Raw genomic sequence first — 23875 nt, 5'->3', positions numbered from 1 at the left:
TCAGAGGACGAACAGCGCGCCGACTCCGAGCAGAATCGACGGCACCGCGACGGCAAGAAATACCGGCGTGCTCCACTCTCGAACCGTCCGACCGTCGAGCGGGCCAAAGGGAAGCATGTTGAAGCCGGCGAGCAAGAGATTGATCTGCAGCCCCATCTGTGCAACCTCCCAGAGGAAGCCACCGGTGCCCGACAGGAGTGCCGCGATGAACGGGACGAGGAACACAACAGCCAGCGCGAGGTTTGTCACCGGTCCGGCGACGGCAATGAGGCCGTGTTGCTTGGCCGTGAGGCGGCCACGGTGGACGACCGCCCCCGGCGCGGCAAACAGGAAGCCGACGAGGCCGCCCAGAACTGCAAATCCGAGCATCCGGTAATCGGCCTTGAATGCGGCAATCTGACCGAAGCGGACGGCGACGACCTTGTGAGCCAGTTCGTGTAGCAGGAAGCCGACACCGACCGTCAGCAGGCTGACCGCGAACGTGCTGGCGATTTCGGCACCCGAGAGGCCGCCGAACTGGCCGAAGACGATGCGGCGGAACTGTCGTTCAAGGAAGAAGGTAAACGCCAGTCCGAGCGCGAGCCAGGCGACGAGAAGGTCCCGGAGTTCGCGCTGGCTGAAGCTGAGGCCACCGATAGTTCGGTCCGTGGTGGGTCGCCGTCGTCGACCCGCCATCAGAGCACCCCCACGAGTATCTGGGTCCCTTCGCGGACACCCTGCCAGAGCAAGCGCGAGACACCTTGCATCCCGCCGATGTCCGAGGAGATGTACGGAATCAGCACCGGGAACACGACGTAGGAGGCGATTGCGCTGCCGACGTTCGTCAGCGCGACGACGAGGATCAGGCGGAACAACGGCACCGCACGCATCCGGCTGACGAGGTCCATCACCGGTGATTCCTGGTCGTTGAGTATCTCATTGAGCGTCGCGATATCGCTGATATTGACGGAGATATACCGTAGTTCGACGTAGCCCGCGAACCAGCCGGCCGCGAGCAACGGAAACAGGCTCGTCAGCCAGCCGAACGCGCCGGCGGCGGCCGCACTCGACCAGTGTGCACCGGCCACCTTCGCTAGCCCGCCGGCTAGCACGGCGTTAACGGCGACTAAGGCGACGAACAGCTGCAGTAGGACGGCCTGACTCGCGCCACCGAGGATGAGCAGGCCGAAGAAGACGAGAAAGACGACGCCAAAGCCGTAGCCGACGAGTTTGTACAGCGAAACGCGACGCCCGCCCTCGGTTCCGGTGAGCGACTCCATCGGTGGGAGCGTCTCCGGGTTGTCGAGATAGCCCTGAATCCCCTCGCGGTGGCCCGCGCCGACGACGGCAAGGACGTGATAGCCGGCCTCACGGAGGGCGATAAGTCGGTGAGCAATGAACGCGTCACGTTCGTCAATGAGTGCCTCCGCGCCGCCGGGGGAGAACTGACGGAACTCCTCCATCATCGCACTGACCACGTCGGTGTCGGTCAGTTTCTCCATGTCGAACTCCTCCACGTCGGCCTCGCCGCGGAACCGGACCAGCAGTGCGGCGATGGGGATTCCGATACCGGCCGCGGCTACACAGATGAGCAACAGCGTATCGAGCAGGCCCTCAACCGTTCCGCCGAGACCCCCCGGCAAAACTGAAAGAGCTCCACTCGGGACAATAAACGGACCACCGAAGGCTCCGGCGACCACTGCAAACAGCCCGCCGAAGACAGCACCGATGGTCAGTCCGACGGTCAACGGCGGCCCCATCTCGGCTGCGAGGCTGCCGACGAGCTTGAGTTTCTCGACGGCCGTCAACCGTGCCCAGAACCGCTGGACGGTTGTCTGAATGTCCCGGTCGACGAGTGCAACGCCCAGACCGAGGCGTTCGGCAGTGTCGATGCCCGCCTTCATATCCGCACCCGGCTCGATGTCGAACCGGTCGCCCAGCCGGGTCTGGATGTACGACAGCATCCAGTACGCGAGGAACTGAAAGACGGTGTTCCCGCGCAGGAGGTCGCTCGCATCGAGGTCATCAGGTGTTTCGCCCTTGATCTGGCGATACCGGCCCTCGTCGAGTTCGACGGCGACGATATCGGGTTCGGATTCTTCAATCGCTGATTCCACTTCCGTGACGCTGTGCTCGGAAACGTGAGCGGTTCCGACGACATCGACGCGTCCCGCCCCTGACGGTTCCGGGAACTCGTCTGCCGCCGACTCCGCGTGTTCGGTCATCACCCGCGTTACACATTCGTTTCCTTTACCCTTGTCGGGTCCGGGTGACCGCCGAGAAACGGCGACCAAAATCATGTCCGCGGCGTTGTATGTTCTCGATACGTGCCGAAGCTATTACCCACTCTTGTGTTAATCCAGCCACAGATGCCGTGGTAACTACTGGACGGGGGCGGGATTTGTAAATACACAATAGATTTACTGATTCAAAAGACTGATATGTACGGGGTCAAACTGTATCGGATATACGATGTATGACCTGACTGGATTCCAGCGGGACCTGCTGTACGTCATTGCAGGCCTTGACGAGCCCCACGGGTTAGCAATCAAGGAAGAGCTCGAAAACTACTACGAGAGCGAGGTCAACCACGGTCGACTGTATCCGAACCTTGACACGCTCGTTGAGAAGGCACTCATCGAGAAGGGCGAACGCGACCGCCGAACGAACTTTTACACGCTGACCAAGCGTGGCCAGCGCGAACTCGACGCCCGAAAGGAGTGGGAAGCGCAGTACGTTTCGGCATAGTCACCTTTTCGAACTCCGTTCGACAGACTCAACCCCGGTGCTGGCCAACCTCGCGCCATGCCAACGGTACTGGAAACCTATATCGAGAACCGCTGGATGGTCCAGCCCAACCATTCGAACCACCTGGGCTCGACCCACGGTGGAAACGTGCTGAAGTGGATGGACGAACTCGGGGCGATGTCGGCGATGCGCTTTGCCGGCGAAACCTGCGTTACCGCGCGGATGGACCAGGTGAATTTCAAGCGGCCGATACCTGTCGGTGATACGGCCCTCATTGAGGCGTTTGTCTACGACACTGGCGAAACGAGTGTCAAAGTCCGGCTCCAAGTTGCCCGAGAGAACCTCAGAACTGGTGAGACTGAGTCGACGGCAGAGTCGTACTCGGTGTACGTCGCAGTCGACGAGGACAGGAACCCCGTTCCCGTTCCCGACGTGACGACCGAGACTGAGCGCGGTGAACGACTGCGACAGCGCGCCCTTGACGGGGAAGCGAACCGCTGATACTGCTGGCTGTAGTCCCGTGAAATATTTGTCACCGCGGAGTGGCGCGTATTGTCACGGAGGCACAGCCAACAGTATGAGCTTTATTCGGCTCCGCCACGTACCACGATTATGACACTCGATGTTGAGACGCCGGAGCGGCCGGAGCTGTCCACCGGCGTCGCTGCCGACGAGTACGATGACGCGGAGGTACAGGGCGACGAATACCGGCGCGAGGAGCTCGCCGAGGCCCTGGACGACGGCGCGTGGGCGGACGCCTTCGAGGAATGGGCCACGGACGCGTCGCTCGATGCCGACCAGTGGAAGATTGTCACGGATCTGGGGCTCATCGAAGAGTTCGATTTCTTCTGGGACTCCTTTGCGGGCCGCGTCGGCTACCACGCTCCGGGCTTACCCGAGGACTGGCGCGAGCGGGAGATCCATCCGGACATCGACTCCTGGGGCACCGTGTCGGGCATCAACGCCGGACTGACCGAGTTCGGACAGGTCGTCTGCGAGGTGCTGGCCGATGAGTACCTCGACTGGGAAGCCGAAGAGGTTGACGCGGACGACCTCCCGGACTTTTGAGCACGCCAGCGGTTGCACTACCGGCGTCAGCGTCGGTACAGCACTCTCACGTCGTCGGCTGTGAATCGTTCCGGTCGGACCGGTCAGGGACCGGCAGCCTGATAATCACCCACGCGCTTGCACCAGATATGGCTGAAATCGTCACCCCACGCAAACGCGAGTGTGAGCGGTGTGGGCGGGTCGATGAGTGGGACCCGGACCAACACAGTTGGCGTATCGTCACCGACAGTGGAACCAAACAATCCGGCGACCCACACTGTCTCCACGAGTGGGACATCAACGGCACGTTCAATCCGCTGGCCGAGTGACCGTTCCGCTGCTATCGCCTTCTTGACTGACAGGGCTATCACCGTTAGAACGTACTTCGCTGACGGAACCCTGCAAAAATCTCAGGTAGATCAAACAGGCGGTCGGCCAGCGACCGACCGCTGGGACTCCGCTATGCGCCCGCTTCAGCTGCGTCTTCAGTCATTGGCGTGCGAGATTCACCGCTGGTGCCATTGCCCTGCTGAATCGTTACCGGTTCCAGTTCGACGGTTGCGGCGTCGTCGTCCTCGCCGATGACCTGTCCTTCAGTGACCTCGGTCGCGCCGGTAAAGCCGGTTCGGTTGCCGTTGTTGGCCCCGATTGCGGTGAACTGGTACTGAGTCTCGGCACGGACGCTCACGTTCGTGTAGCCTTCGTCAGTACCCCAGTCGTCGTACCCAGTAGTCGAGTAGGGAACGGTCATCTCGAAGTTCCCGTTCTGATCTGTCTGGGTCCGCTGGCGGTAGACGAACGTCTTGTTCGTGGCCGGGTTGCGCATCTGGACGGCGGCCCGGACTGTCGCGTTCGCCGGTCCGGTCCCTTCAATCGTTGCCCCTGGGACGCGCTCGAATATCTTTGCCCAGGCGGAGGACTGATACCGCGGGTTGTTCGGGAACGCCTCAGTCTCACTGGAACCGACTAGGCGGTAGTGCTCCATTGCTGAAACCCGTTCAGATGGGTTGTCGCCGAACCCACCGATCTGTGCGGTCGCGTCTTCTTCGACGTACTGACGGGCCTGTTCCATGCTCTCGAACTGGCGGACGATCTGTCCCTGTCGCTGGCCCTCTGGTTCCTGCTCGTTGGTCGGCGCACCGCGATACTGGGCACCCTGGCGTGTCTGCTTGTTCTCCCAGTCAACGACAATTGGTTGTGGCTCTGCGGCGCTGCCGTGGAACCGGTACAGCCGAGCGGTCATCGTCTCGTAGTAGGCCTGTTGCTGGAACGTTATCTGTCTGGCACCGTCCTGCGACTGGATGTACATTCGGCTGTAGTAGTCACCCGGCTCCACGCCATCAGCGAAGGTCGCTGGCGCGAAGAACTTGCCATTGAGGTTGCCGTTGGTTTCAGCCATCTTCCAGTCGACGGCGATGTACCGCGTCTTCGCGTCATCCTCATCTGTACTGTCAAGGATGTTGTTCGCCTGCGTTTCATTCTGTGCGACGAGGAACGGGGCAACTGTCTCAGTTCCCTGCTGGAACGGGTTCGCGTTTGGCACGCGCTCTGCTCTGGTGGTAATCCAGTGCCCGTAGTCCCACCACGACAGAACACCATACTGTCCCTCCTGGTAGTCGAAGTCTTCTTGTCGCTCATAGGTGCCGTAGTGCTCGAGTGTCGCGTCACCGCCGGAGCCGTAGGCTCCCTCTGCAGGTGTGTTGCCTTCCATCCACTGCAGGCTCTCGTCCCAGCCCTGAATACTCGGCCCGGGACCGGTCGAACCGGCTTCAACCGGCGTCGTGCCGAACGCAAACAGCGGGACGACGATGACGAGAAGTACCGTGAGAATTGTCATGACCTGATAGTACTCGATACCATCGTCGGCACTGAAATCGAACCAGCGGATGAATCGGCCGACAACCATTCCCGATAACACTGCAATCGGTGCGACGAGATAGTAGGCGAACCGTCGCTGGGTGAACGTGGCCAGCAGAATGAATACCGCCCAGACTACGACGAGCATCTCTTCCGCAGGCGCGTCGTCGGAGAGGAACTGTTTTCCGAGCAGGAGGAGGCCGCCGATTCCCGCCACGATGACAGCGAACCCGTGCCGGTCAAACAAGACGCCAGCGTTCCGCAGTGGCGAGGCTTCGCCGACGGTGTTGGCCGTTTCGCTGGTTGTGAGTCCGATTATCCGCATCACGTTGTTTGTGAAGAAGCTCCACAGGTCAGGGGTCAATACTGCCATCAGAACGGCCCCGAACGCGAGGATTCCGAACACGGTCGCCGGATACACGTACTGGCCGTACTCTCGCTGCTCCATGAATCGAGCTAGCCACGCCATGAACACACAACCGAAGCCAACGGCCAACGCCAGCCCCGGCTGTAGCAGCGACTGAGCGGTTGCTGTAATTTCCAGAACGTTGATCCTCGATGCACTCACCACAGCGGCAGTCACCATCGTGATTGCGCCCGCGATGGCCGTGTGTTCCGGGCTACTGTCGTGAACGTACTCAAGACACAGTCGGAGCAGGAAGAAGACACCGAGTATCCCGAGAAGGAGCACACCCGGCGGCCAGACCCAGAGATACATCGCAATTGCCACACCGGCCAGCATGGACCAACTGATGGTATCTCGGAGTGCGTCTATATCTCGTTCGATAAACTGCTCATAGATCGGCTTGTCCCGCGCGGCAACGCTGACAGCCACCATGACACCGAGGACACCGAGAATCTGGAAGAGCGCTTCAGCGACGTGGTGGTCAGAGAACCCGACGCGGCTCCGCTGTAGGAGCCCCCCCGTCGAGAATGCCATCACAGTAACCGCAGTTACGCCGCCGAGGCGGCCGCCGAGTCGCCGTCCGACAAGGTATGTCGGAACCGCAACGAGCGTCCCGAGCACGGCTGGAGCAAACAGGAGTGTCATCGCAACAGTCTGCTCACTGGGCGAACCCAGACCGATAATCAGGGCAACTGTCGCGACGATCTGATCGAGCAGCGTTCCGAACTGCCCCGTGCTGGTTCCGTATGGGAAATACGTCCAGGGATCAAACGGCATCGTCGCGGGCCAGTTGTTAACGACGTACTGGGTCGACCGGTAGTGATACCAGGCGTCGTTTCCGCTGAAGAGTACCTCGCCGTCAACAATGAAGTTCTCCCAACTCCGTACGCGATTCCACAGCATGAACCCGAGCAGTACCAGGAGGACCGGAACGTGGTACCAGCGCTCGGCCCACTCCAGGGCGGACTCGAGTTCGGGGTTGTCGTCAAGATAGCCCCGTGATTGACTCATTGCACGGAAAAACTGCCAAGGCGCGCATAAGCCTTTTGACCTCTATGCGAGCGCAGGATGGAAACGCCTAACAACACCGGTGGCACACCACCGACCATGCGAGTCTCGGTCGTGCTCTGTACGCACACGATGGAGCGATATGACGACTGTCGAGCGGCGGCCGAGAGCGTCTTAGCCCAGACCTACGACGACGTGGAACTCGTACTGGTCTCAGATGGGAACCGGGACGTGTACAAGCAGTACCAATCTGACTTCGGCAACCGAGACGATATCCTGACGCACTGTAACGATGCAAACGTCGGACTGCTAGAGAGCCGGAACAACGGGGCCGAGGTCGCTACCGGAGACGTTGTCGCGTTCATCGACGACGACGCGATCGCTGACGAGGAGTGGGTCGCGGCGCTAGTCGATGCCTACGAACAGCAGGACGCGCTCGCGGTCGGCGGCCGAATGACGCCGGCGTGGGTCGCCGGCAAACCCAGCTTTCTCCCCGCGGAGTTCTACTGGCTCATCGGTGTCACCCACCGCGGGTTCGGACCGAACGGCGACCCCGACGAACCCGGCGTCGTTCGCAACACCTTCGGCTCGAACATCTCCTTCGACCGGGACGTGTTCCTCGAACTGGGCGGCTTCGACGATGACATCGGCGGTCGACAGGGTGAAAAGAACCTGCAGGGCGGCGAGACGGAACTCTGTGCGCGCCTACGAACTGAATACGACGAAGGGGTGTACTACACCCCGGAGGCCCTTGTCGCGCACAAGATATTCGACTACCGGACTGATCCCGGCTGGCTGTTAGACCGGGCGTTCTGGCAGGGGTACTCGAAGCGCGGTATGGAGGTGTTTGTCCCGGAATCGACCGGCGAGGAGTCCGATTTCCTCAGCGACCTCCTGTTCCGGTTTGCCCCCGAAAGGATCTGGGGCCTCGTCCGCGCTCCCTCTGTGGCCGGCGTGTTACAGTTCGTGTTCCTGTTTGCCCTCACCGCCTTCGTTGGCTTTGGCTACTTGTACGGCATGACTGTCTGGGGGTAACAGATGACGGAACCAACACGTCATCAAGAGCGTGAAACGGAAACACAGGAAGCGGACCTGCCGAGCGTCTGTGTCGTCACGCATCCGCTTGCCGCGGCCGGCGAGAACGCCACGCGGAGCCTGCTGGATATCCTCTCTGCGATCACATCGGTTGCGCTCGTGACAGCTGATCTGCCAGCTGATTCCGAGATCCGCGACCGGCACGAACTCGTCGAACTCACGCAGAAAGGTGCGGGTGACTCCGTTGTCATCGCCGCGTTCCGGTTTCTGCTGAACCAGCTCCGGATGTGTCGCGTCATCGCTGGCCGGGACGAGGACGTGGTCCTGTTTTTCGGCGCAACGTCGTACTTACTACCCATTGTCGTGACTCGGTTGCTGGGGAAGACCGTCCTCATCGAACCCCGCGGCGACGTGCCGCTGACGCTCCGGTTGAACTGGGAACAGCAGTTGCCTGATCAAGTGGCGGCTGTCCTTGCTGGGGCCGTCCGTGCACTCGAACGAGCCGGCTTCGCCGTGGCACACGGCGTCATCACCTACACGCCCGAGATGGCTCGCCAACTGGACCTGCATCCGGAATCTCCGAGCGTATATCCGACAGGGGCGCGCTACGTCCGGACGAACGAATTCTGCGTCCAGCGACCCTACGCTGACCGCGACCGCGTCGTCGGGTTCCTCGGACGGCTCGACGAAGAAAAAGGTGTCCGGGAACTGGCTGCAGTTGCCACACAACTCCCCGACGACATCACCTTCCGGTTCGTTGGGGACGGCGACCTCCGAGAGTGGCTGGAAGAAGACCTCGCCGCAGATATCGAGGCCGGTCACGTGGAACTGACCGGCTGGGTAGACCACGATAAGGTCCCACACGCCCTGAATGACCTCGAACTCCTGATACTGCCCTCCCAGCCGACCGAAGGGCTCCCGACGACTATTCTGGAGGCGCTGGCTTGCGGAACGCCGGTATATGCCAGTCCGGTCTCAGGTGTCCCGGACGTGGTCAGGGACGAGGAGACCGGTTTCACCATCGATTCGCGCGAATCCACGGCACTGGCGGCGGGTATCGAGCAGATTCTCGACAGGAACGATCTGGAAGCAATCAGCGAGAACGGACGCACCCTGATCGAACGCGAGTACAGTTTCGACGCGGCCTGTGAGCGATACCGCGGCATTCTTCGTTCCGTCGCCGGCTACTCGTCGTAACCCAGCCGTCGGAGCCGCTCCTTGACATCCTCATCCATATCCGGGCGCTCGACATCGTCAGCCTCCGTTGCTCGAACGAGTTGCCGGTGGTCATCGAGCTGTTTGCGCAGCCGCCGTTCCCGAGATGGATGATCCTCGATGACGTTCACCTGCTCTTCAGGATCCGCTGTCAGGTCGTATAGCTCGTCATCCTCGTCGTCCTCGTGGGCAATAAGCTTCCACTCGGGCTCTCGTATGCGGAGGTGTTCGTAACCATCGCTATCGCGGTAGCCGCCCAGAATCTCGTTGCGGTCCCACTCCCCGTCGAAGGCGAGTCGCCGGAGGCTCTGTCCAAACCAGTTGTTCGGAATATCGAGCCCAGCGGTGTCGACGAGCGTGCAGGGCAGGTCGGTCAGCCCGACTAGCTCGTCGTAGCTTCCCGTATCGTCCCAGCCGTTAATCAAGAGCGGGACGTGGTTTTTCACATCAAGGAGGCGGGCGCCGCCGAAGTAACCGTGTTCGAGGAAGTGGTCGCCGTGGTCCGCGGTCAGCGCCATCACGTAGTCGTCTCCCCACGTTGACTTGACGGCGTCCATGAGACGACCGACCTCCGCGTCGTTGAACCGTATCTCCGCATCGTAGAGGTCGATGAACGTCTGGTGCTCTTCCGGAGTCACTGCCTCGGGCTCCTCGATATACTTGCGACGAAGTTGGATCGATTCGTCGTCGGACACTGGCTCATCCCGGAACTTCCGCTGGTATTCCTCGGGTGGGAGGAACGGATGGTGGACGTCCATGTAGTGTGCCCAGACGAACGTCGGCGTCTCATCGTCGCTCTCCTCGATGAACTGGATCGCCCGGTCTGTGATTTCGTCGGCCGGGACGTGATAGGACCCGACATTGATACCCTGTGAAGACTCAAGGAAGTCGTAGCCCCGCCGCAGGAGGGAGAGCAGTGTGCCGTCGAGGTTCGTCTTGGCCCACTTGCGGAGCTTCGAGGTCGCCGACTCATCGGGCGCCGAGTCGTAGAACTCGTCCCACCCCCGGTCGTAGCCGAACTTCCCAGAGACGTAGAGATTCGAGTGAAACCCGCCGGTGCGGTAGCCGGCGTCGTTGAATACCTCCGAGATGAGTGTCTGTTCCTCGGAAATCCGTTCGTGACCGCCGTACATCATCGGCGTCACGCCCGAGAGGATGCCGGGAAATGAAAAGCGGGTGCCACCGACATGAGAGAAGGCGTTCAGAAACGTACTGCTTTCTTCCGCGTAAGTGTCAATCTGTGGTGTAGTATTTCGCTCGTATCCGTGGTACCCCACGTGGTCCGCTCGTAGCGAATCGATAGTAACGAGGAGGACGTTGTTCATGCTACTGCGTCCGCCAGTGGCACAATTAAGGATTGCTATAGTGTCGTTTCCGGCATAACCAATCGGGCCTTCGCACGGACCCGCGCCGAAATGATTACCAGGACGACAGCGTAGACGACCCCGCCGAAGCCAGCGAGCAGCAGCGTCCCCAACCGACCCGGAGGCATCAGCATGGCGACAGGGGAGACTGCAGCGGCCATCACCGTGGCAGCGGCGACCTGGGTGCCGAGTGTCCGGTACGGAATGTGGATGGATCCGACGATGTTCCCGAGCACCCAGTACCCGATCAGCGCCCGAAGTAGTGACGACAGCGCGGTGGCGATGGCCGCACCTGTCCAGCTGAGTTGCCAGATGAGAACTGCATTCAAGATCGCGTTAGAGACAATAAAAACCATGTTGACACGGAATGCTGCGTCAGGCCTGTCGACCCCGTTGATGACGTTTGTGAACTGGGAGGCGAACGCGTCGGCAAGATAGGCCGCAATGAGGATGAGCAACACCGTCGCGCCCTGACCGAATTCCGGGCGGTAGAACCGAAGGACCCGGTCGCCGATGACGGCCGCGCCGACGAGTCCCGGAATGACGAGGATACTGCTGAACGCCAGCGCCTCGTCGAGGTAGTGAACAATACGGTCGTAGCCGTCCGCCGTACTCAGGTCGCTGACCTCGGGAAAAAGAGTCTGGCTGATGGAAGAACTCGCGATCGCGAGCATCGATGCGATGCCCCACGCCGCCTCGTAGATACCGATGAGAGATGCACTGACAAAAAACGAGAGAAAGATGGTGTCGAGCCAGCCGAAGACCCGGCCTCGGAGCGCTCCCATCCACGCGTACTTGGCGTAGTCGACGAGGCTCCGGAGTTGGTCGACGGTGGGCAGCGCCGGCCGCCGTTCGCTCAGCAGGAAAGCGACCGCGGCGGCGACAGCTAAGGACAAGGCGTGGCCCAGCGCGATACCGGCAACGCCCAGTGCCGCCAGAAGCGCCCCGACCTGTAGAGCGGTCCGCGTCACGCGCTCGCCGGCCTTGAGCCAACCCGTCGTGGCAACTCGTTTCTGTCCCTGCAAGCTTCCCTGTGTCGTCCGGTATGCTACTGCCGCGGCCAACATCACCACGATCTCCACGTCGTAATCGATGAGGACCCGCATGATCTCGCGGTTACGGGAGACAATCCCTCCAAGGAGTTCGCCGGCCGCCAAGATGAGGACGCCGAGCACAGCGGTCGTAACCGCGTTGAGCAGGATACCGCCGCCGATGAAACCGGCGGGGCTGTCACCCTCGCTAATCCGCTTTTTCATCGCGTTCGCAACAGCGTTACCCGGAATCACCAGCCAAAAGAAGCCCAGCGAGACGATAACAGAATACCGTCCAAGACCGTCTGCACCCAGAACGACAGCGATGAGCCATGTTGCAGCGAAGCCAGCCAGCGTGACGACGACCTGTGAGACAAAGTGCGAGAAGGCGGTTTTCCCAAGCTTCATTCCATGTATCCCAGGTCCCGGAGCTGGCGCTGAACCGCGCCGGAGAACTCCTCTTGCTGTCCCCTCGATACCGGCTGGCCGTTCGCCCCGATCCAGTCTGCTAAATCGGACTGTAGTGACTCGGCCACCTCAGGGTGTGTCTCGCGCACATCGGTTTCCTCGTCGGCCAAGTCGAACAGCTCTGCACCCTCCGCGCTCTCCTGATAGCGCCACTCCTCTGTCCGGAGTGCGCTCAGCGTCTCGGTATGGAGCGCCGAATAATCAAAGTCAGCGTTGTGTGTGAGCAGTTCTTCGTATGTGTTCGGGCCCCGCTGGGAAACGGCGAACTCACGACTCTCTTCACGGAGGTCGACCCCGATGGTATCCGAACCATCCACGCCGGCGACTTCGAGTAGCGTCCGCATTACGTCGCTATGCTGGATGATATCATCGTCGTCGACGGCTAACGGATCGTTGAGTCCGTCGATAACGAGCGGAACGCGAGTAACGGCATCGTTCAGGACGTAACTGTGCGAAAGCAAGTCCCACTCGCCGAACAGTTCGCCATGGTCGCCCGTAATCACAACGATGGTGTTGCCGAGATTGAGCGACTGCAACTTCGAGACGAGTTGACCAACCATCTCATCCGTGTAGGCAATCTCAGAGTCGTACATCGCACGCAGAGCGGCCCACTCATCGTCGGTCAACTCACAGCCGTTTGCGACAATTTCGTCGAGATCATAGTGGATATCGAGCGCAAGTTCGGCGGCCTCACGTCCGGACATTTCAAGATCATCAGCGAAGGTATTGAGATATTTCCCCGGTGGATAATAGGGCCGATGGGGTTCATTATAATGAAGATAAAAAAAGAAGGGCTTGGACTCGGATTCGAAGTCTCTCAGCCATTGCTTTGCGACGCCGTTCATCAGCAGTGGCGACGCGTGTTTCGACGTGTCCGTCGTCAGCCCGGCAGAGTGGCTCCGAATGTTCCAGAGATATGAAGCAAGGGTCTTTGCACCGACCTGATGAATTGTAGAGGACGCGAGCCACTGAAACCGATCGAAGCCGCGGTCCAGATTGGTCGCCGAGCTCAGATAGGAGTTGCGCGACAGGCAGGCCGTCCGGTAGCCAGCGTCGCGGAAGCGCTCCGCGACTGTAGTAATACCGTCTGGAACTGCGTTCCCTTCGATGCCGATATTCGTGTGGGTCGGAGCGTAGCCAGTTAAGATTGCGCCAGTGGAGGGTAGTGTGGATTTACCGTGGGCGATGCACGTATCGAACCCGTGGCCAGAATCAGCTATGTCGGCCATCTCCGGGGTCGTGTCGCGCTCGTATCCCCCGATTGTCGTGTGATCTGATCGGAGGCTGTCGAGAGTTATCCAGACGATATTCGGCGTCGACATGTAGTGTACTATTTGTTGATTTCTCCTCCGGTAATTTATATTCCGGTTCCAGCCGGAGAAGGACGATTTATCACGCATTGTGAGAGAGCCGAATATATGCCAGAGAGCCCGACGGCAGAAACCAGCGCGAGCGAGCAGCTTTCATACCGGCTCAGGAAATGGTTGCTCCAGCATGCCACCTCGACGGTCGGCGCTGATCAGCACCAGCGAATCGCTGAGGACGACTGGGACATCTTGATCATTCTTGACGCCTGTCGGCTTGACACCTGTCGGGACGCCGTCGATTGGCCTGTCCAAGAAGTCACCACACCAGCCAGCTGTACCCCAGACTGGCTCGCAGCTGCTAGAGATCGGAACCTGTTTGCTGACAAGACAGTTTTGACTGCCAATCCGCAGTACAAAAAGTTCGAATTTGAGGCTGACTCACTCGAACACTTCTGGCAGAGCCACTGGGATGAGCGCCGCCAGACCGTGCTGCCTGAACCAGTTCTCGATAGAGTTACCGAACACGTCAGCGGGGACGGACCACCTGTCATCGCGCACCTCCAGCAACCTCACTGGCCCTACGTCGCCCGGATCGAAGATAATTGGGAACTCGCATACCCCGACCTCGGTCCGTGGACGGATGGTGACGAAGAGATAGCCGGAATGCAAGTTGCGATGGCCCGCGGAAAGATCGATGTTGAAAGAGCCTACAATGCCTACCGCGCATCAGTTCGGAGCATCTGGCGGACGTTGCTTCCAGCCATCGAGTCGTGGGTCGCAGACGGTCACAGTGTCGTTGTCACTGCCGACCACGGTGAAGTTTTTGGACGACTCACAGAGGCCACAATGTACGAACACCCTTGCAAGGTGGGAATCAGACCATTGACGGCTGTCCCATGGGTCGAGTTTGGACCCTCTCAGCCTGAGTCGGTAGACAACGGGACGGTCAAAGACCGCTTGGAGGCCTTGGGGTATGCTGAATAGCCAGAGTAAATAAAGTGTTAAATGGGCACGTAGCCGAGTTGAGACAATCATGGTGCTGGTCGTTCTTGGTATCGACGCGCTGGACCCGGAGTTGGTAGACCCTGCGAACCATCTAAACCTCACGCTCGATACCTATCAGTCCATAGAGACAATAAACAGTGTTGAGGGGGAGCCGAGTACCCACGAACTGTGGCCAACGATTATCACTGGGCTTGCTCCCAAAGAACACGGACTCAAACTGGAAGACGGTGTCGCATGGGAGAATCCCTTGCTACGGTACGGGAGTGCGGCCGCGAGCTACCTGCTGCCTGACGGGATTCAAACCAGCATTGGTGCGTGGCTGCTCAACAATACCGGTGAAGACGCGTTTCGTGTTCCATCGACCTACTACGAAAAAGAAGGGATCTCGACGGTATTCGACGGGCGTGAAGCGGCGACCATTGGCATCCCGAATTACGTCGTCGATCCGGAAAATGAGGACCGAGAACACAGCCTTCGGCGGAACCTCGGAGACCTGTTCGAACGTGACGGAAGCGCTCAGGGTGGCCATACATCATCCGACCCGGCAACGTTTTATGAACAATGTCTGGAGATGTCGATGGTTCGGATCGCCCGAGCACGAAGAGCACTCCGAGGTGGTCGAGAGAGCCTCATATTCGCTTACACGAGCGGACTTGATCTTATCGGACACGTTACCTACGACCAGCCTAACCTCCAGATGCAGGCCTACAGTGAACTCGATGATTTTGTCGGCGAGGTGGCCAGCGACTTACGCGAGGACGATGAGCTCCTCCTCGTGAGCGATCATGGGCTTCAGAACGGTGTCCACACCCACGAGGCGATGGTGGCAGGCACGTCACCGCGTCTCGTTGAGGGGATAGATAGCGTTCTCGATGTTCGAGGAGCAATTGAGGCGGAACTTCGTCACCGAGATCACAGCGGCCCAAGTAGCGATTCTCTCAGCATAAAGGGGAACGACACAGTGACATCACAACTCGAAGACCTCGGGTACATGTAATCTATCGTAGTGAGATTTATACCGACGACGTGATTCCGATTAGATATGACCAGCGTCGCCCTGATTGTGCTGGATACGCTCCGGAAAGACGCCTTCGACAAACACTTCCAGTGGCTTCCGGGAACCAACTTCGAGAACGCCTATGCACCGAGTCATTACACCGTCCCATCACACGCCTCGTTGTTCACTGGCCTTTACCCGAGTGAAACGGGAACAAACGCCAATTCCCACCAGTTCACCGCGCCCAGTCCCCCGCTTGCCCGCCGACTTCAGGGCGAGGGACTGGAAACCCACGCCTTCAGTGCGAACGTCCAGATTTCACGGCAGTTTGGCTGGGACTGGGGATTCGACAGCTACAGCGGCTCTTGGAACTCCAAACACGCCAATGCGACCGACAACATCTTCGAGTGGAACGCGTTCATTCGGGAACACCGCGATGAGGGCCCAAAGCGCTATTTGAAGGCGCTGTGGTCGTGTCTTTCGGGCGACTGTGACACAATCCCCAGTCTTAAACACGGGCTAGAAATCAAATACCGGACCCATACGGTGTCCGACTCCGGAGCACAGGAGGGGCTTTCATATGTTCGAGGGACAGACTTCGCAGACGATGCCTTCCTTTTTATGAATCTAATGGAAGCTCATGGACCGTACAGGCCACCCGAGGAGTACCGAACAGTGGAGTTCGATGAGATGCCTGGCTTTGCCGAGTCTGTCCAAGAGGAACCAATCGACGAAACATACGCTAAAACCATCAGACAGGCCTACGACGACTCGGTACGGTATCTCTCCGAGAAGTACGAGGCTATATTTTCGGAACTCCGTGATGAGTTTGACTATGTGATCACACTGGCCGACCACGGAGAGAACCTCGGTGAAAACGGGATATGGGGCCACGGGCTGGGCCTATATCAGGAGCTGACCCATGTTCCACTGTCAATATGGGGGATGGACGATGGGGAGACACGTGAGGAGATTGTCAGCCTGATTGATGTTCACCGAACGATACTGGGGATGGTTGGCGTTGAGGACGACAGGTACGAGGGTCGTGGCCGAGACCTCCGGTCACCGGTAGATCACGAACCGCAGCTGACTGAGTATCTTGGTCTAAACATGTGGCGTGAACAAAAGCTAGAGGCCGCCGGGAAAGCCGACGAGTTCTCGACGTATGACCGGGAGCTGTATGGCATCGCTGCGGCCGAGAACTATTACGGGTATGAGGACTTCGACGGGAGTTTCGTCGAATCCGGGACAGCCTTGCTTGAAGCTCCCCGTAACCGGATGGACGAACTAGTCGATGATCTCGAATATCTGGAGGATGCCGACGACATCGATGTCTCGGACCCAGTGATGGAGCGCCTCGAAGATCTGGGCTACGCCTGAGGTCACAACCGTTTTGTCCGGTCTCAGCGAAGATGGACCATCGTGGTTTCGTTGGACATCTGTTTCGTCGTGAATGCGGTCGGGGAAGGGAGCATCCCGGCGGAGATTGCGACGGCGGTAACACGGCACACCGATCATACCGTCGACATCCTGACCTGGTTCGATTCAGGACCGTTTGCTGGCGAGGAGCTACTGGACGTTCGGTCCCTTGACGCGCCGGATTCAGCGCTCGGTATCGATCCGGCGACATACCGCCGTGCTACCGACATCCTTTCGGAGTACGACCTTATCCAAGCCCACCACAACCACTCTGGGGCATTCGCGAAGGTCATTGCGCGGCGCGTCGACGTACCGGTCGTCTCTCGCGAGGGGAACACCCGCGACGGGTTCACCAGAAAGGGTCGGATAGCCAATGGCGTCACCAACCCGCTTGCCAGTCGTGTAGTCTGTATCTCTGACAGCGTCTATCAGTCATTCACTCTCTGGGAGCGAGCGATACTACCCAAACGAAGAGTTCGACGAATCCCAAACGGAGTCCATATGGACCGAATCGACGAGACTGCACCTGCGCTACCAGATGACATCACCCCCTCAGACAACGCTTTCCTCGTCGGCAACGCGGCCATGCTTTATGAACAAAAGGCACAGGACACGTTGATTCGGGCCGTCGCCCAACTGAACAGGCGAACCGACCGACCGGTCGAACTCGTTATCTGTGGCGACGGACCCGAACGACCACGGCTTGAATCGCTTGCCGAGACACTTGGCATTACATCGCGGGTTTATTTTGCTGGTCTGGTCGAGCGCCGGGCCGTCTACGCTATGGCGAAGGCTGTTGATGCCTTCGCAATGCCGTCCCGCTGGGAGGGGTTTTGCTCAGCTGTCGCCGAGGCACTGGCCGCGGAGACCGCGACGGTGCTATCGAATATTGAGACGTTCAGAGAACTGTACGACGGCGCCACGCTGTATCATGAGGTCGACAACGTCGACGGCCTCACCGGCTGTCTGGAGGTGCTGTTGTCGGACGAATCACGTCGGGAGGCGCTGGCACAGACAGGACGGAACTTAGTTGAAAAAAAATACACGATCAGGACCGTCGCACAGCAGTACAGCGCACTGTACGACGATATTGTTGGGTAATTTCAGTTCGACCGCTGGACACTCTCATACTCCCAGACTAGATCGAAGTAGCGTTTCATCCCAGCGACGAACGACCCGTTGTCCGTAATTGCGGCCTGGCGCATATGGTTGGGAACGTCCGGCTCCTCGACAAGCAGAATCGCCTCGCCGCTGTCGTAATCCATACTTGGGTCGACGAGCGTGCCGCGCCAGGGGAGCTTCTCTGTGCTGAACCGCAGGTCGATGGCGGGATATTCCGCCGTCAGCCGGTCAACGATGTCAGCCTGAACAGCAGCTTTCTCCGGTGGGAGTGCATCGGGGTGCAAGAAGAGAACGTTAACTTCGACCCCGCGGTCGAGTGTCTCCGCCAGTGCGCGCTCGACGTTGTCGAGGTAGGCGAAGCTATTGGTAATAACCCGAAGCGTTTCATCAGCGTCGTCGTACAGCCGTCTGGTCTCTCGTTCGCTCGGTTCGCCGACGTCGACGACGTGGAACAGTTCAGCCGTCGGTGAGATGTCCTCGTTAGCGCGTTCGAACCGCGGCTCGTACTCGGCGAGGAAGGCGTCGCGGTAGGAGTCCATGTCCGCGGCGAACGATTCGTATGACTGCCTGCGGTTTTCGACGGCCCGGTCGAGGATGTCGCTGGGAGATTTCGGCTGGTACTCCTTGGGGCGGCCGGGTATCACCTTGATGAAGCCGCGGTCGGACAGCGACTCCAGCACACCGTAGACGCGGGCCTTGGGGATGCCGCTGGCTTCCGCGAGATTCGGGGCTGTCGTTCGGCCCAGCGAGAGCAACTGTTCCAGCGCCGTCGCCTCGTATTCGGTCAGCCCAACCAGGTCGAACACGTCCGCAGGGTCGCTCATACACGCCCATGTGTGGCACGGGATGTAAAACGCGTCGCCCGGCGCCCAAATCTATTAGTGGGTGGCGGCAAGTAGTTACTCGCAGAGTGAGTAACATGACTGCGACATCCCAGACCGAGGAAGACGAGCACTTGGCAGACATTGAAGACGGCTGTGGCTGCGCGGAGGTCTGGGAACACATGAGCGAGCAGCGCGACGACTGAGGTCAGACCCGCATTTATTTGCCTTCGCGTGGATGACGTTGAGTCAATGGCCGACCGAGACGACGTCTGTATACTGTTGCCGACATTCAACGAGGCAGAGACTATCGAGTCGGTCGTGTCCGGGTTCCGCAAGCAGGGGTTCGACAACATCCTCGTCATTGACGGCGGCTCGACTGACGGGACACAGGACCGCGCCGAATCGGCCGGCGCACAAGTCGTCGAACAGTCCGGCTCGGGGAAGGGACAGGCTGTCAGGGAGGCGGTGACGCGCCACATCGAGCAGCCGTACGTCCTGATGGCCGACGGCGACGAGACCTACCGACCCGACGAGGCGGACAGACTACTCGAACCGCTGTTGTCGGGCCAGGCCGACCACGTCATCGGAAACCGGTTTGCGGATATGCGACCCGGAGCGATGACGAAACTGAATCAGGTTGGCAACCGTATCATCAACAGTGCCTTCGAAACGATTCACGGACGAGACCTCACCGATATTCTCTCGGGCTATCGCGCGTTCACGCGTCAGTCCTTCCAGCGGAGTTCGCTGACGGCCTCGGGCTTCGGTATCGAGACGGAAATGGCCGTCGAGTGTGTCAAACACAACATCTCGACGGCGGTGGTGCCGATCACCTATCAGCCCCGCCCCGACGAGTCCGACACGAACCTTCGCCCGTTCCGGGACGGCGCGACGATCATCCTGACGCTGTACCAGATGGCAAAGACAAACAATCCGCTGTTTTACTTCGGGAGCGTTGGTCTCGGGAGCACTGTGGTCGGGTTTCTGCTCGGCGCGTACGTGGCCTACGACTGGGTTGTCAACAGCATCTCACACGAGGTGATTGCGGTTGTGGGCTCCTTTGCTATTCTGCTGGGAATCCAACTCCTCATGTTCGGCGTCCTGTCGGATATGCTCGTGGCGGTGAACCGCGAGCAGACGCGCCGGCTGGAGGACATCGCCGTCCAGCTCACACACGAGAGCCACAGTCAGCCGGCGGACGTGTTTGACGACCAGCAGGTCAGCGGCGCGGAGGGCATCGAAGATAGCGACACAGAGACAGAGCCGGCGGTATCTCCGCACCAGTCCGACGAGTAATGTAAACGACCACGGGTCGGGTGACCCGTGGAACTCTCGCTGTTTCCTTTAGAACGGGACCAGCGCGCGTAGCTGGGAGAGAATACTGTTTCTGGTGGCTTCCCGTTTTCGTTCGAATATCGGATGGAGGTCGTTGAGTAGCTCCTGCTCGTTGTCGAACTCCGTAGCGGTCGTCTCGTCGAGCGCCTCGGAGAGCGTCATCGAGTGACCCGACGCGTCGAACGGGACCGCGACGTGTCCGGCGGCGTCCCGGACCTCCCTCGCAGTCGCGGGATACTCGATGTCCACGTCCGACAGGCGGGCGTCGAGTGCCGCGATACCGAACTCGATGACGTCTGGCTCGTCACTGTTATCGGCTGGTGGCCGTACTCCCATTGGTAACGTGATGGGGCCGGGGGATAGAAAAGTCTGCGTTGTCGGCCTAATTCTCGCAACCAGCCAGCCACTCCTCGGCCCAGCCCTCGATTTCGGCGAACACCGGACAGAGGGATTCGCCCTTGGGCGTGAGCTGGTAGTACGTTGCGACGGGAGCGTCCTCTTCGAGCCGCCGGTCAACGAAGCCCATCTCCTGGAGGTCGTCGAGGACCCGCGAGAGGGTGCGAGAGCTAGCGTCGGTGGCGCGTTTGAGTTCGTTGAACCGCTGTTCGCCGTTCTGGAGTTCGTGGAGTACGACAAGTCGCCAGCGCGACCCGATCTGTTCCAGCGATTCGATGACGGCACACGGCCCGCTTTCTTCCTCCTCGTCCGCGGCAGTGAATACTTCAGATGACATCGGTGCTACCTGGTATCTTCTTTGTCCGGGAACGTACAAATAGGTTCGCATACGAACCAAGTAACGTAATGAAACCACCAATCGCGGTTCGACAGTCTCGCAGCGAAATGACCCCTGTCCCGGAGGTGAGCGACTGATGGCGTTCGAGTCCGCCGGTGCGGGCGAGCTGTTCCTGCTGGGCCGACTCCTGTTCGGCGGGGTGCTTGCGTTCATGGGTCTGAACCACTTCCAGAACGCCGGACAGATGGCCCCCTACGCGGAGGCAAAGGGGCTCCCGGCACCGGTGGCGTCGGTCTACGGGAGCGGCGGACTGCTCCTCGTCAGCGGTATCCTCGTCATCCTCGGTGCGTACCCCGTCATCGCGGCCGGGGCGCTGGCGACGTTCCTCGTCGTCTCCGCCGTCACCATGCACGACTTCTGGGCGGTCCCGGACGACCAGGTACAAGACGAGATGACGCAGTTCCTCAAGAACGTCGCCCTTGCCGGCGGCGCGCTGTCGCTGCTTGCGGTGGCCGGCACCTCGTGGCCCTACACCGTCGGCATGTCCCTGTTCTGAGGCGGCGACCCAGTCTATGCCGGTCTCCTGACTGTGGCCCAATCACTGTTCGGGAGTGACACCTGCCGCCATCCATAAGCCGTCCCGTACCTGAACTGTGCGTGAATGATGCAGTCGCTGCCGACGCCGGCCGTGCCAGCGTGGCTCCCGTGGCAGGAAGCGGTCGTCCTCGTCGTGGTGCTTGCCGTCCTCCTTACCATCCGCCGCGTCTCGGATATGCGGCTTGGCGACGGCTTGCGGGGACGACTACTCCTCGGGGCCCCGTGGGGAACGTTGCTGACGATTGCGGGTGTCGCGGCGGTGTACCTGTTCCTGCAGGGCGCGTGGTGGCATCCACGGAACCCGCTTGTGACCCCGTTCCGGACGTGGTCGTACTTCTACCCGTTCGGGATGCTCACCGGCGCGTTCACCCACGGCAGTCAGGGCCACATCACGGGAAACCTCATGGGCACACTGGTGTACGGGACGGTCGCGGAGTACGTCTGGGGACACTATCCTCGCAAGCGCGGGGTGCAGACCTTCACGTCGCTTCGGACGAACCCGTTTGCCCGAATTCTGGCCGTTCCCGCCGTCATGTTCGTTGTGGGCGTGTTCTCAGCGGTGTTCGCTATCGGGCCGATTGTGGGCTTTTCCGGCGTGGTGTTTGCCATTGCCGGGTTCGCGCTCGTGACACGGCCGACGCTGTTTCTCGGCGCGTTTCTCGGAAACCGCGTGCTCGACCTCCTGTATTCGGCGCTCCGCTACCCGGTGTCGACGGCCTCGGGTCAGACCCGCTTTGTGACGCCGTGGTGGTCCAACATCGCCATTCAGGGGCACGCCATCGGCATTCTGGCAGGCGTCGTCGTGGCACTCGCACTCCTGTGGCGTCGGGACGAACGCCCCGACACGCTGCGGGTGTTCTTTGCGACGCTCGTGTTCGCGGTCGCACAGGGGCTCTGGGCGGTGTACATCCCGCTCGGCGGCGGCCGGTTTCGGCTGTTCCGCTGGGCCGGGACGGCGCTGGTGTTCGTTCTGGCGCTCGTCGTCGCTGCGGCGACCATCGGTTCTGACCGGCGTTTTCGCCCATCGTTCGACCGCCATCCGGCGTCACTCGCAGTGATGGTTCTGCTCGTCGTCCTCGGCGCACTGAGTCTCGCTGCCGTCCCGACGAACGTCGTCGACCTGCAGGATGACCAGCTGCCCGAAGACGGTATCGAAGTCAGAGACTACGTAGTGACCTACGACGAGAACGTGCCTAACGCGTACTTCGACGGTATCTGGGTCCCAACACAGCGGGGCGGGGTGAGCGTCAACGAAAGCGGTGTCATCGTTGCCAGCGCAGAGCGGGAGGTCTGGATCGCCGCTATCCAGCCGGGCCAGCTCGCCGTCGACGGTCAGGAGCGGGTCACAGTCGGCGGGCCGACCTGGCGCGAATCGGTGTACGCAAACCGGGTGGACTGGTCGGTACTCGGCAATTCCAGCGTCTACCGGGTCCAGCTCAGGCGCGAGGGCGGCCAGCCCCGGACGGCATACACCTCGGAGCCGTCGACGGCGGACGTGATACTTGACGGCCGGAACGTGACAGTCGCGGCCCGGCAGAACGGATTCGACGTGGTCGTCACACAGGGGAACGAAACGGTCGGGCAGGCACCGCTTCCGGCGAATATGACGCAGACGCGGATCGGCGGGCTGACCTTCGAGCGGAACCGCTCACGGCTGTACGCAGGGACAGATGGCACTCGCGTCAAGATCGCGGAGCGTCGCCAGCAAGCGGCGCAGAGCTAGGTCCAGTCGATGCGATACACTTCCGCGGTAATCACCTGTCGCTCCGATTCATGGAAATCGAACTGTCGCGGCAGGTCGAACTCCGTCTCAAAAGCGTGGGTCACCTCGCCGCCGTTGTCGTCAGTGAAGGATTCGACAAACGATTGGCTTCCGTCGTTGTGAATCGAGTACGAAACGCCCGCGATGGACGCGGCAGTTTCGAGAAACCGTCGGTCAGCGTGTTCATTGTCCGACTGTGCGCCAAAGGGCGGATTCATGACGACAGTGGTTTCCTCGACAGGAGGTGCCAGCGGGGCCATGGTGGCATCTGCTCGAACCCACGACACTGGCGTCGTCGACCCGACCTTCCGTTCGTTTTCGCGTGCTGTCGACAACGGCGCAGGGTCGATATCCAGCCCGACAACCCGCGCCGGTGACCGCAACGCTGCACCCAACGACAGCATCCCGGTGCCACAGCCCAGATCGACGACAGTCTGGCCCTGAATGTCGCCCTGAAGGTCTGCAGTATGGACCAGATGCGCTGCCAGGTCCGGCGGTGTCCGGTACTGTTCGAGACTGGCCCGTGGGTTGTCAAACCCGGCGACAACGGCGAGTTGCTGGGCGAGCGCACTCTTTGTCGGCATTACCCGAGATACGCCCGATTCATTCAAAAACG

The 23875-nt window shown here is 60.3% G+C and carries 23 protein-coding genes; 13 read left to right on the top strand and 10 right to left on the bottom strand.

The window, feature by feature from the left end; all coding sequences use genetic code 11:
* Positions 1 to 675, bottom strand: coding sequence for a metalloprotease (locus G9C82_RS03220; RefSeq protein ID WP_127013356.1), 675 nt, complete (start codon positions 673 to 675; stop codon positions 1 to 3).
* Positions 675 to 2204, bottom strand: coding sequence for a TraB/GumN family protein (locus tag G9C82_RS03215; RefSeq protein WP_004962251.1), 1530 nt, complete (start codon positions 2202 to 2204; stop codon positions 675 to 677). The genes G9C82_RS03220 and G9C82_RS03215 overlap by 1 nt, the downstream gene beginning before the upstream one ends.
* A 247-nt stretch (positions 2205 to 2451) precedes the next feature.
* Between G9C82_RS03215 and G9C82_RS03210 the strand changes: the two genes are divergently transcribed.
* From G9C82_RS03210 to G9C82_RS03195, 4 genes are all read left to right on the top strand, one after another.
* On the top strand, positions 2452 to 2727 hold the full coding sequence (locus tag G9C82_RS03210; protein WP_004515723.1) for a PadR family transcriptional regulator: 276 nt from the start codon (positions 2452 to 2454) through the stop codon (positions 2725 to 2727).
* Between the two features lie 57 nt (positions 2728 to 2784).
* On the top strand, positions 2785 to 3228 hold the full coding sequence (locus tag G9C82_RS03205; RefSeq protein ID WP_011223024.1) for an acyl-CoA thioesterase: 444 nt from the start codon (positions 2785 to 2787) through the stop codon (positions 3226 to 3228).
* A gap of 111 nt (positions 3229 to 3339) precedes the next feature.
* Positions 3340 to 3795, top strand: a complete 456-nt coding sequence (locus G9C82_RS03200) for a hypothetical protein (RefSeq protein WP_004962246.1) — start codon at positions 3340 to 3342, stop codon at positions 3793 to 3795.
* 128 nt (positions 3796 to 3923) lie between these two features.
* Positions 3924 to 4103, top strand: coding sequence for an HEWD family protein (locus G9C82_RS03195; protein ID WP_007189933.1), 180 nt, complete (start codon positions 3924 to 3926; stop codon positions 4101 to 4103).
* Between the two features lie 131 nt (positions 4104 to 4234).
* Here G9C82_RS03195 and G9C82_RS03190 read toward each other — a convergent pair whose 3' ends face one another.
* Positions 4235 to 7048, bottom strand: a complete 2814-nt coding sequence (locus G9C82_RS03190) for an oligosaccharyl transferase, archaeosortase A system-associated (protein WP_127013355.1) — start codon at positions 7046 to 7048, stop codon at positions 4235 to 4237.
* 96 nt (positions 7049 to 7144) lie between these two features.
* Here G9C82_RS03190 and aglG point away from each other — a divergent pair, with 96 nt between their 5' ends.
* Positions 7145 to 8080, top strand: coding sequence for a glucosyl-dolichyl phosphate glucuronosyltransferase (aglG, locus tag G9C82_RS03185; RefSeq protein ID WP_127013354.1), 936 nt, complete (start codon positions 7145 to 7147; stop codon positions 8078 to 8080).
* Positions 8081 to 8083: 3 nt separating this feature from the next.
* A complete protein-coding gene (locus G9C82_RS03180; RefSeq protein WP_127013353.1) occupies positions 8084 to 9277 on the top strand; it encodes a glycosyltransferase family 4 protein in 1194 nt (397 codons plus the stop codon).
* Here the strand turns inward: G9C82_RS03180 and G9C82_RS03175 are convergent.
* The 3 genes from G9C82_RS03175 to G9C82_RS03165 are packed head-to-tail and all read right to left on the bottom strand — an operon-like array spanning position 9265 to position 13480.
* Complete coding sequence (locus tag G9C82_RS03175; RefSeq protein WP_127013352.1) at positions 9265 to 10620, bottom strand: sulfatase; 1356 nt, start codon at positions 10618 to 10620, stop codon at positions 9265 to 9267. The genes G9C82_RS03180 and G9C82_RS03175 overlap by 13 nt on opposite strands.
* A gap of 35 nt (positions 10621 to 10655) precedes the next feature.
* Positions 10656 to 12098 carry a lipopolysaccharide biosynthesis protein gene (locus G9C82_RS03170; RefSeq protein ID WP_127013351.1) on the bottom strand — a complete coding sequence of 481 codons (1443 nt, stop codon included), beginning with the start codon at positions 12096 to 12098 and terminating at the stop codon, positions 10656 to 10658.
* Positions 12095 to 13480: a sulfatase gene (locus tag G9C82_RS03165; protein ID WP_127013350.1), complete on the bottom strand. Its 1386-nt coding sequence runs from the start codon at positions 13478 to 13480 to the stop codon at positions 12095 to 12097. Before G9C82_RS03165 ends, G9C82_RS03170 begins: the two co-directional genes overlap by 4 nt.
* A 96-nt stretch (positions 13481 to 13576) precedes the next feature.
* Here G9C82_RS03165 and G9C82_RS03160 point away from each other — a divergent pair, with 96 nt between their 5' ends.
* From G9C82_RS03160 to G9C82_RS03145, 4 genes are read left to right on the top strand one after another with little or no spacing between them, the layout of a single operon-like run.
* Positions 13577 to 14449, top strand: coding sequence for a hypothetical protein (locus G9C82_RS03160; RefSeq protein ID WP_011223018.1), 873 nt, complete (start codon positions 13577 to 13579; stop codon positions 14447 to 14449).
* A 49-nt stretch (positions 14450 to 14498) separates the two neighbouring features.
* The gene (locus tag G9C82_RS03155) at positions 14499 to 15467 is read left to right on the top strand and encodes an alkaline phosphatase family protein (protein ID WP_127013349.1); all 969 of its coding nucleotides are present in this window, start codon (positions 14499 to 14501) and stop codon (positions 15465 to 15467) included.
* Between the two features lie 45 nt (positions 15468 to 15512).
* Entirely contained in the window at positions 15513 to 16847 is a 1335-nt protein-coding gene (locus G9C82_RS03150; RefSeq protein ID WP_127013348.1) for a sulfatase-like hydrolase/transferase, read from the top strand.
* A gap of 42 nt (positions 16848 to 16889) precedes the next feature.
* A complete protein-coding gene (locus tag G9C82_RS03145; protein WP_241244073.1) occupies positions 16890 to 17987 on the top strand; it encodes a glycosyltransferase family 4 protein in 1098 nt (365 codons plus the stop codon).
* Positions 17988 to 17989: 2 nt separating this feature from the next.
* Here G9C82_RS03145 and G9C82_RS03140 read toward each other — a convergent pair whose 3' ends face one another.
* A complete protein-coding gene (locus G9C82_RS03140) occupies positions 17990 to 18832 on the bottom strand; it encodes a TrmB family transcriptional regulator (RefSeq protein ID WP_127013347.1) in 843 nt (280 codons plus the stop codon).
* Between the two features lie 249 nt (positions 18833 to 19081).
* Between G9C82_RS03140 and aglJ the strand changes: the two genes are divergently transcribed.
* On the top strand, positions 19082 to 20128 hold the full coding sequence (aglJ, locus tag G9C82_RS03135) for an S-layer glycoprotein N-glycosyltransferase AglJ (RefSeq protein ID WP_049944714.1): 1047 nt from the start codon (positions 19082 to 19084) through the stop codon (positions 20126 to 20128).
* 48 nt (positions 20129 to 20176) lie between these two features.
* Here aglJ and G9C82_RS03130 read toward each other — a convergent pair whose 3' ends face one another.
* On the bottom strand, positions 20177 to 20503 hold the full coding sequence (locus G9C82_RS03130; protein ID WP_004962210.1) for a hypothetical protein: 327 nt from the start codon (positions 20501 to 20503) through the stop codon (positions 20177 to 20179).
* A gap of 46 nt (positions 20504 to 20549) precedes the next feature.
* The gene (locus tag G9C82_RS03125) at positions 20550 to 20900 is read right to left on the bottom strand and encodes a helix-turn-helix domain-containing protein (protein WP_004962207.1); all 351 of its coding nucleotides are present in this window, start codon (positions 20898 to 20900) and stop codon (positions 20550 to 20552) included.
* 136 nt (positions 20901 to 21036) lie between these two features.
* Between G9C82_RS03125 and G9C82_RS03120 the strand changes: the two genes are divergently transcribed.
* Entirely contained in the window at positions 21037 to 21456 is a 420-nt protein-coding gene (locus G9C82_RS03120) for a DoxX family protein (protein WP_127013346.1), read from the top strand.
* A gap of 105 nt (positions 21457 to 21561) precedes the next feature.
* Positions 21562 to 23220 carry a rhomboid family intramembrane serine protease gene (locus G9C82_RS03115; protein WP_127013345.1) on the top strand — a complete coding sequence of 553 codons (1659 nt, stop codon included), beginning with the start codon at positions 21562 to 21564 and terminating at the stop codon, positions 23218 to 23220.
* Here the strand turns inward: G9C82_RS03115 and G9C82_RS03110 are convergent.
* Positions 23217 to 23843: an METTL5 family protein gene (locus G9C82_RS03110; protein ID WP_011223010.1), complete on the bottom strand. Its 627-nt coding sequence runs from the start codon at positions 23841 to 23843 to the stop codon at positions 23217 to 23219. The genes G9C82_RS03115 and G9C82_RS03110 overlap by 4 nt on opposite strands.
* Positions 23844 to 23875 lie beyond the last annotated feature (32 nt).

The organism is Haloarcula sp. R1-2 (assembly GCF_011627385.1).
In the GTDB taxonomy this organism is placed as follows: domain Archaea; phylum Halobacteriota; class Halobacteria; order Halobacteriales; family Haloarculaceae; genus Haloarcula; species Haloarcula marismortui.
This window is presented reverse-complemented; position numbering and strand designations above follow the sequence as displayed.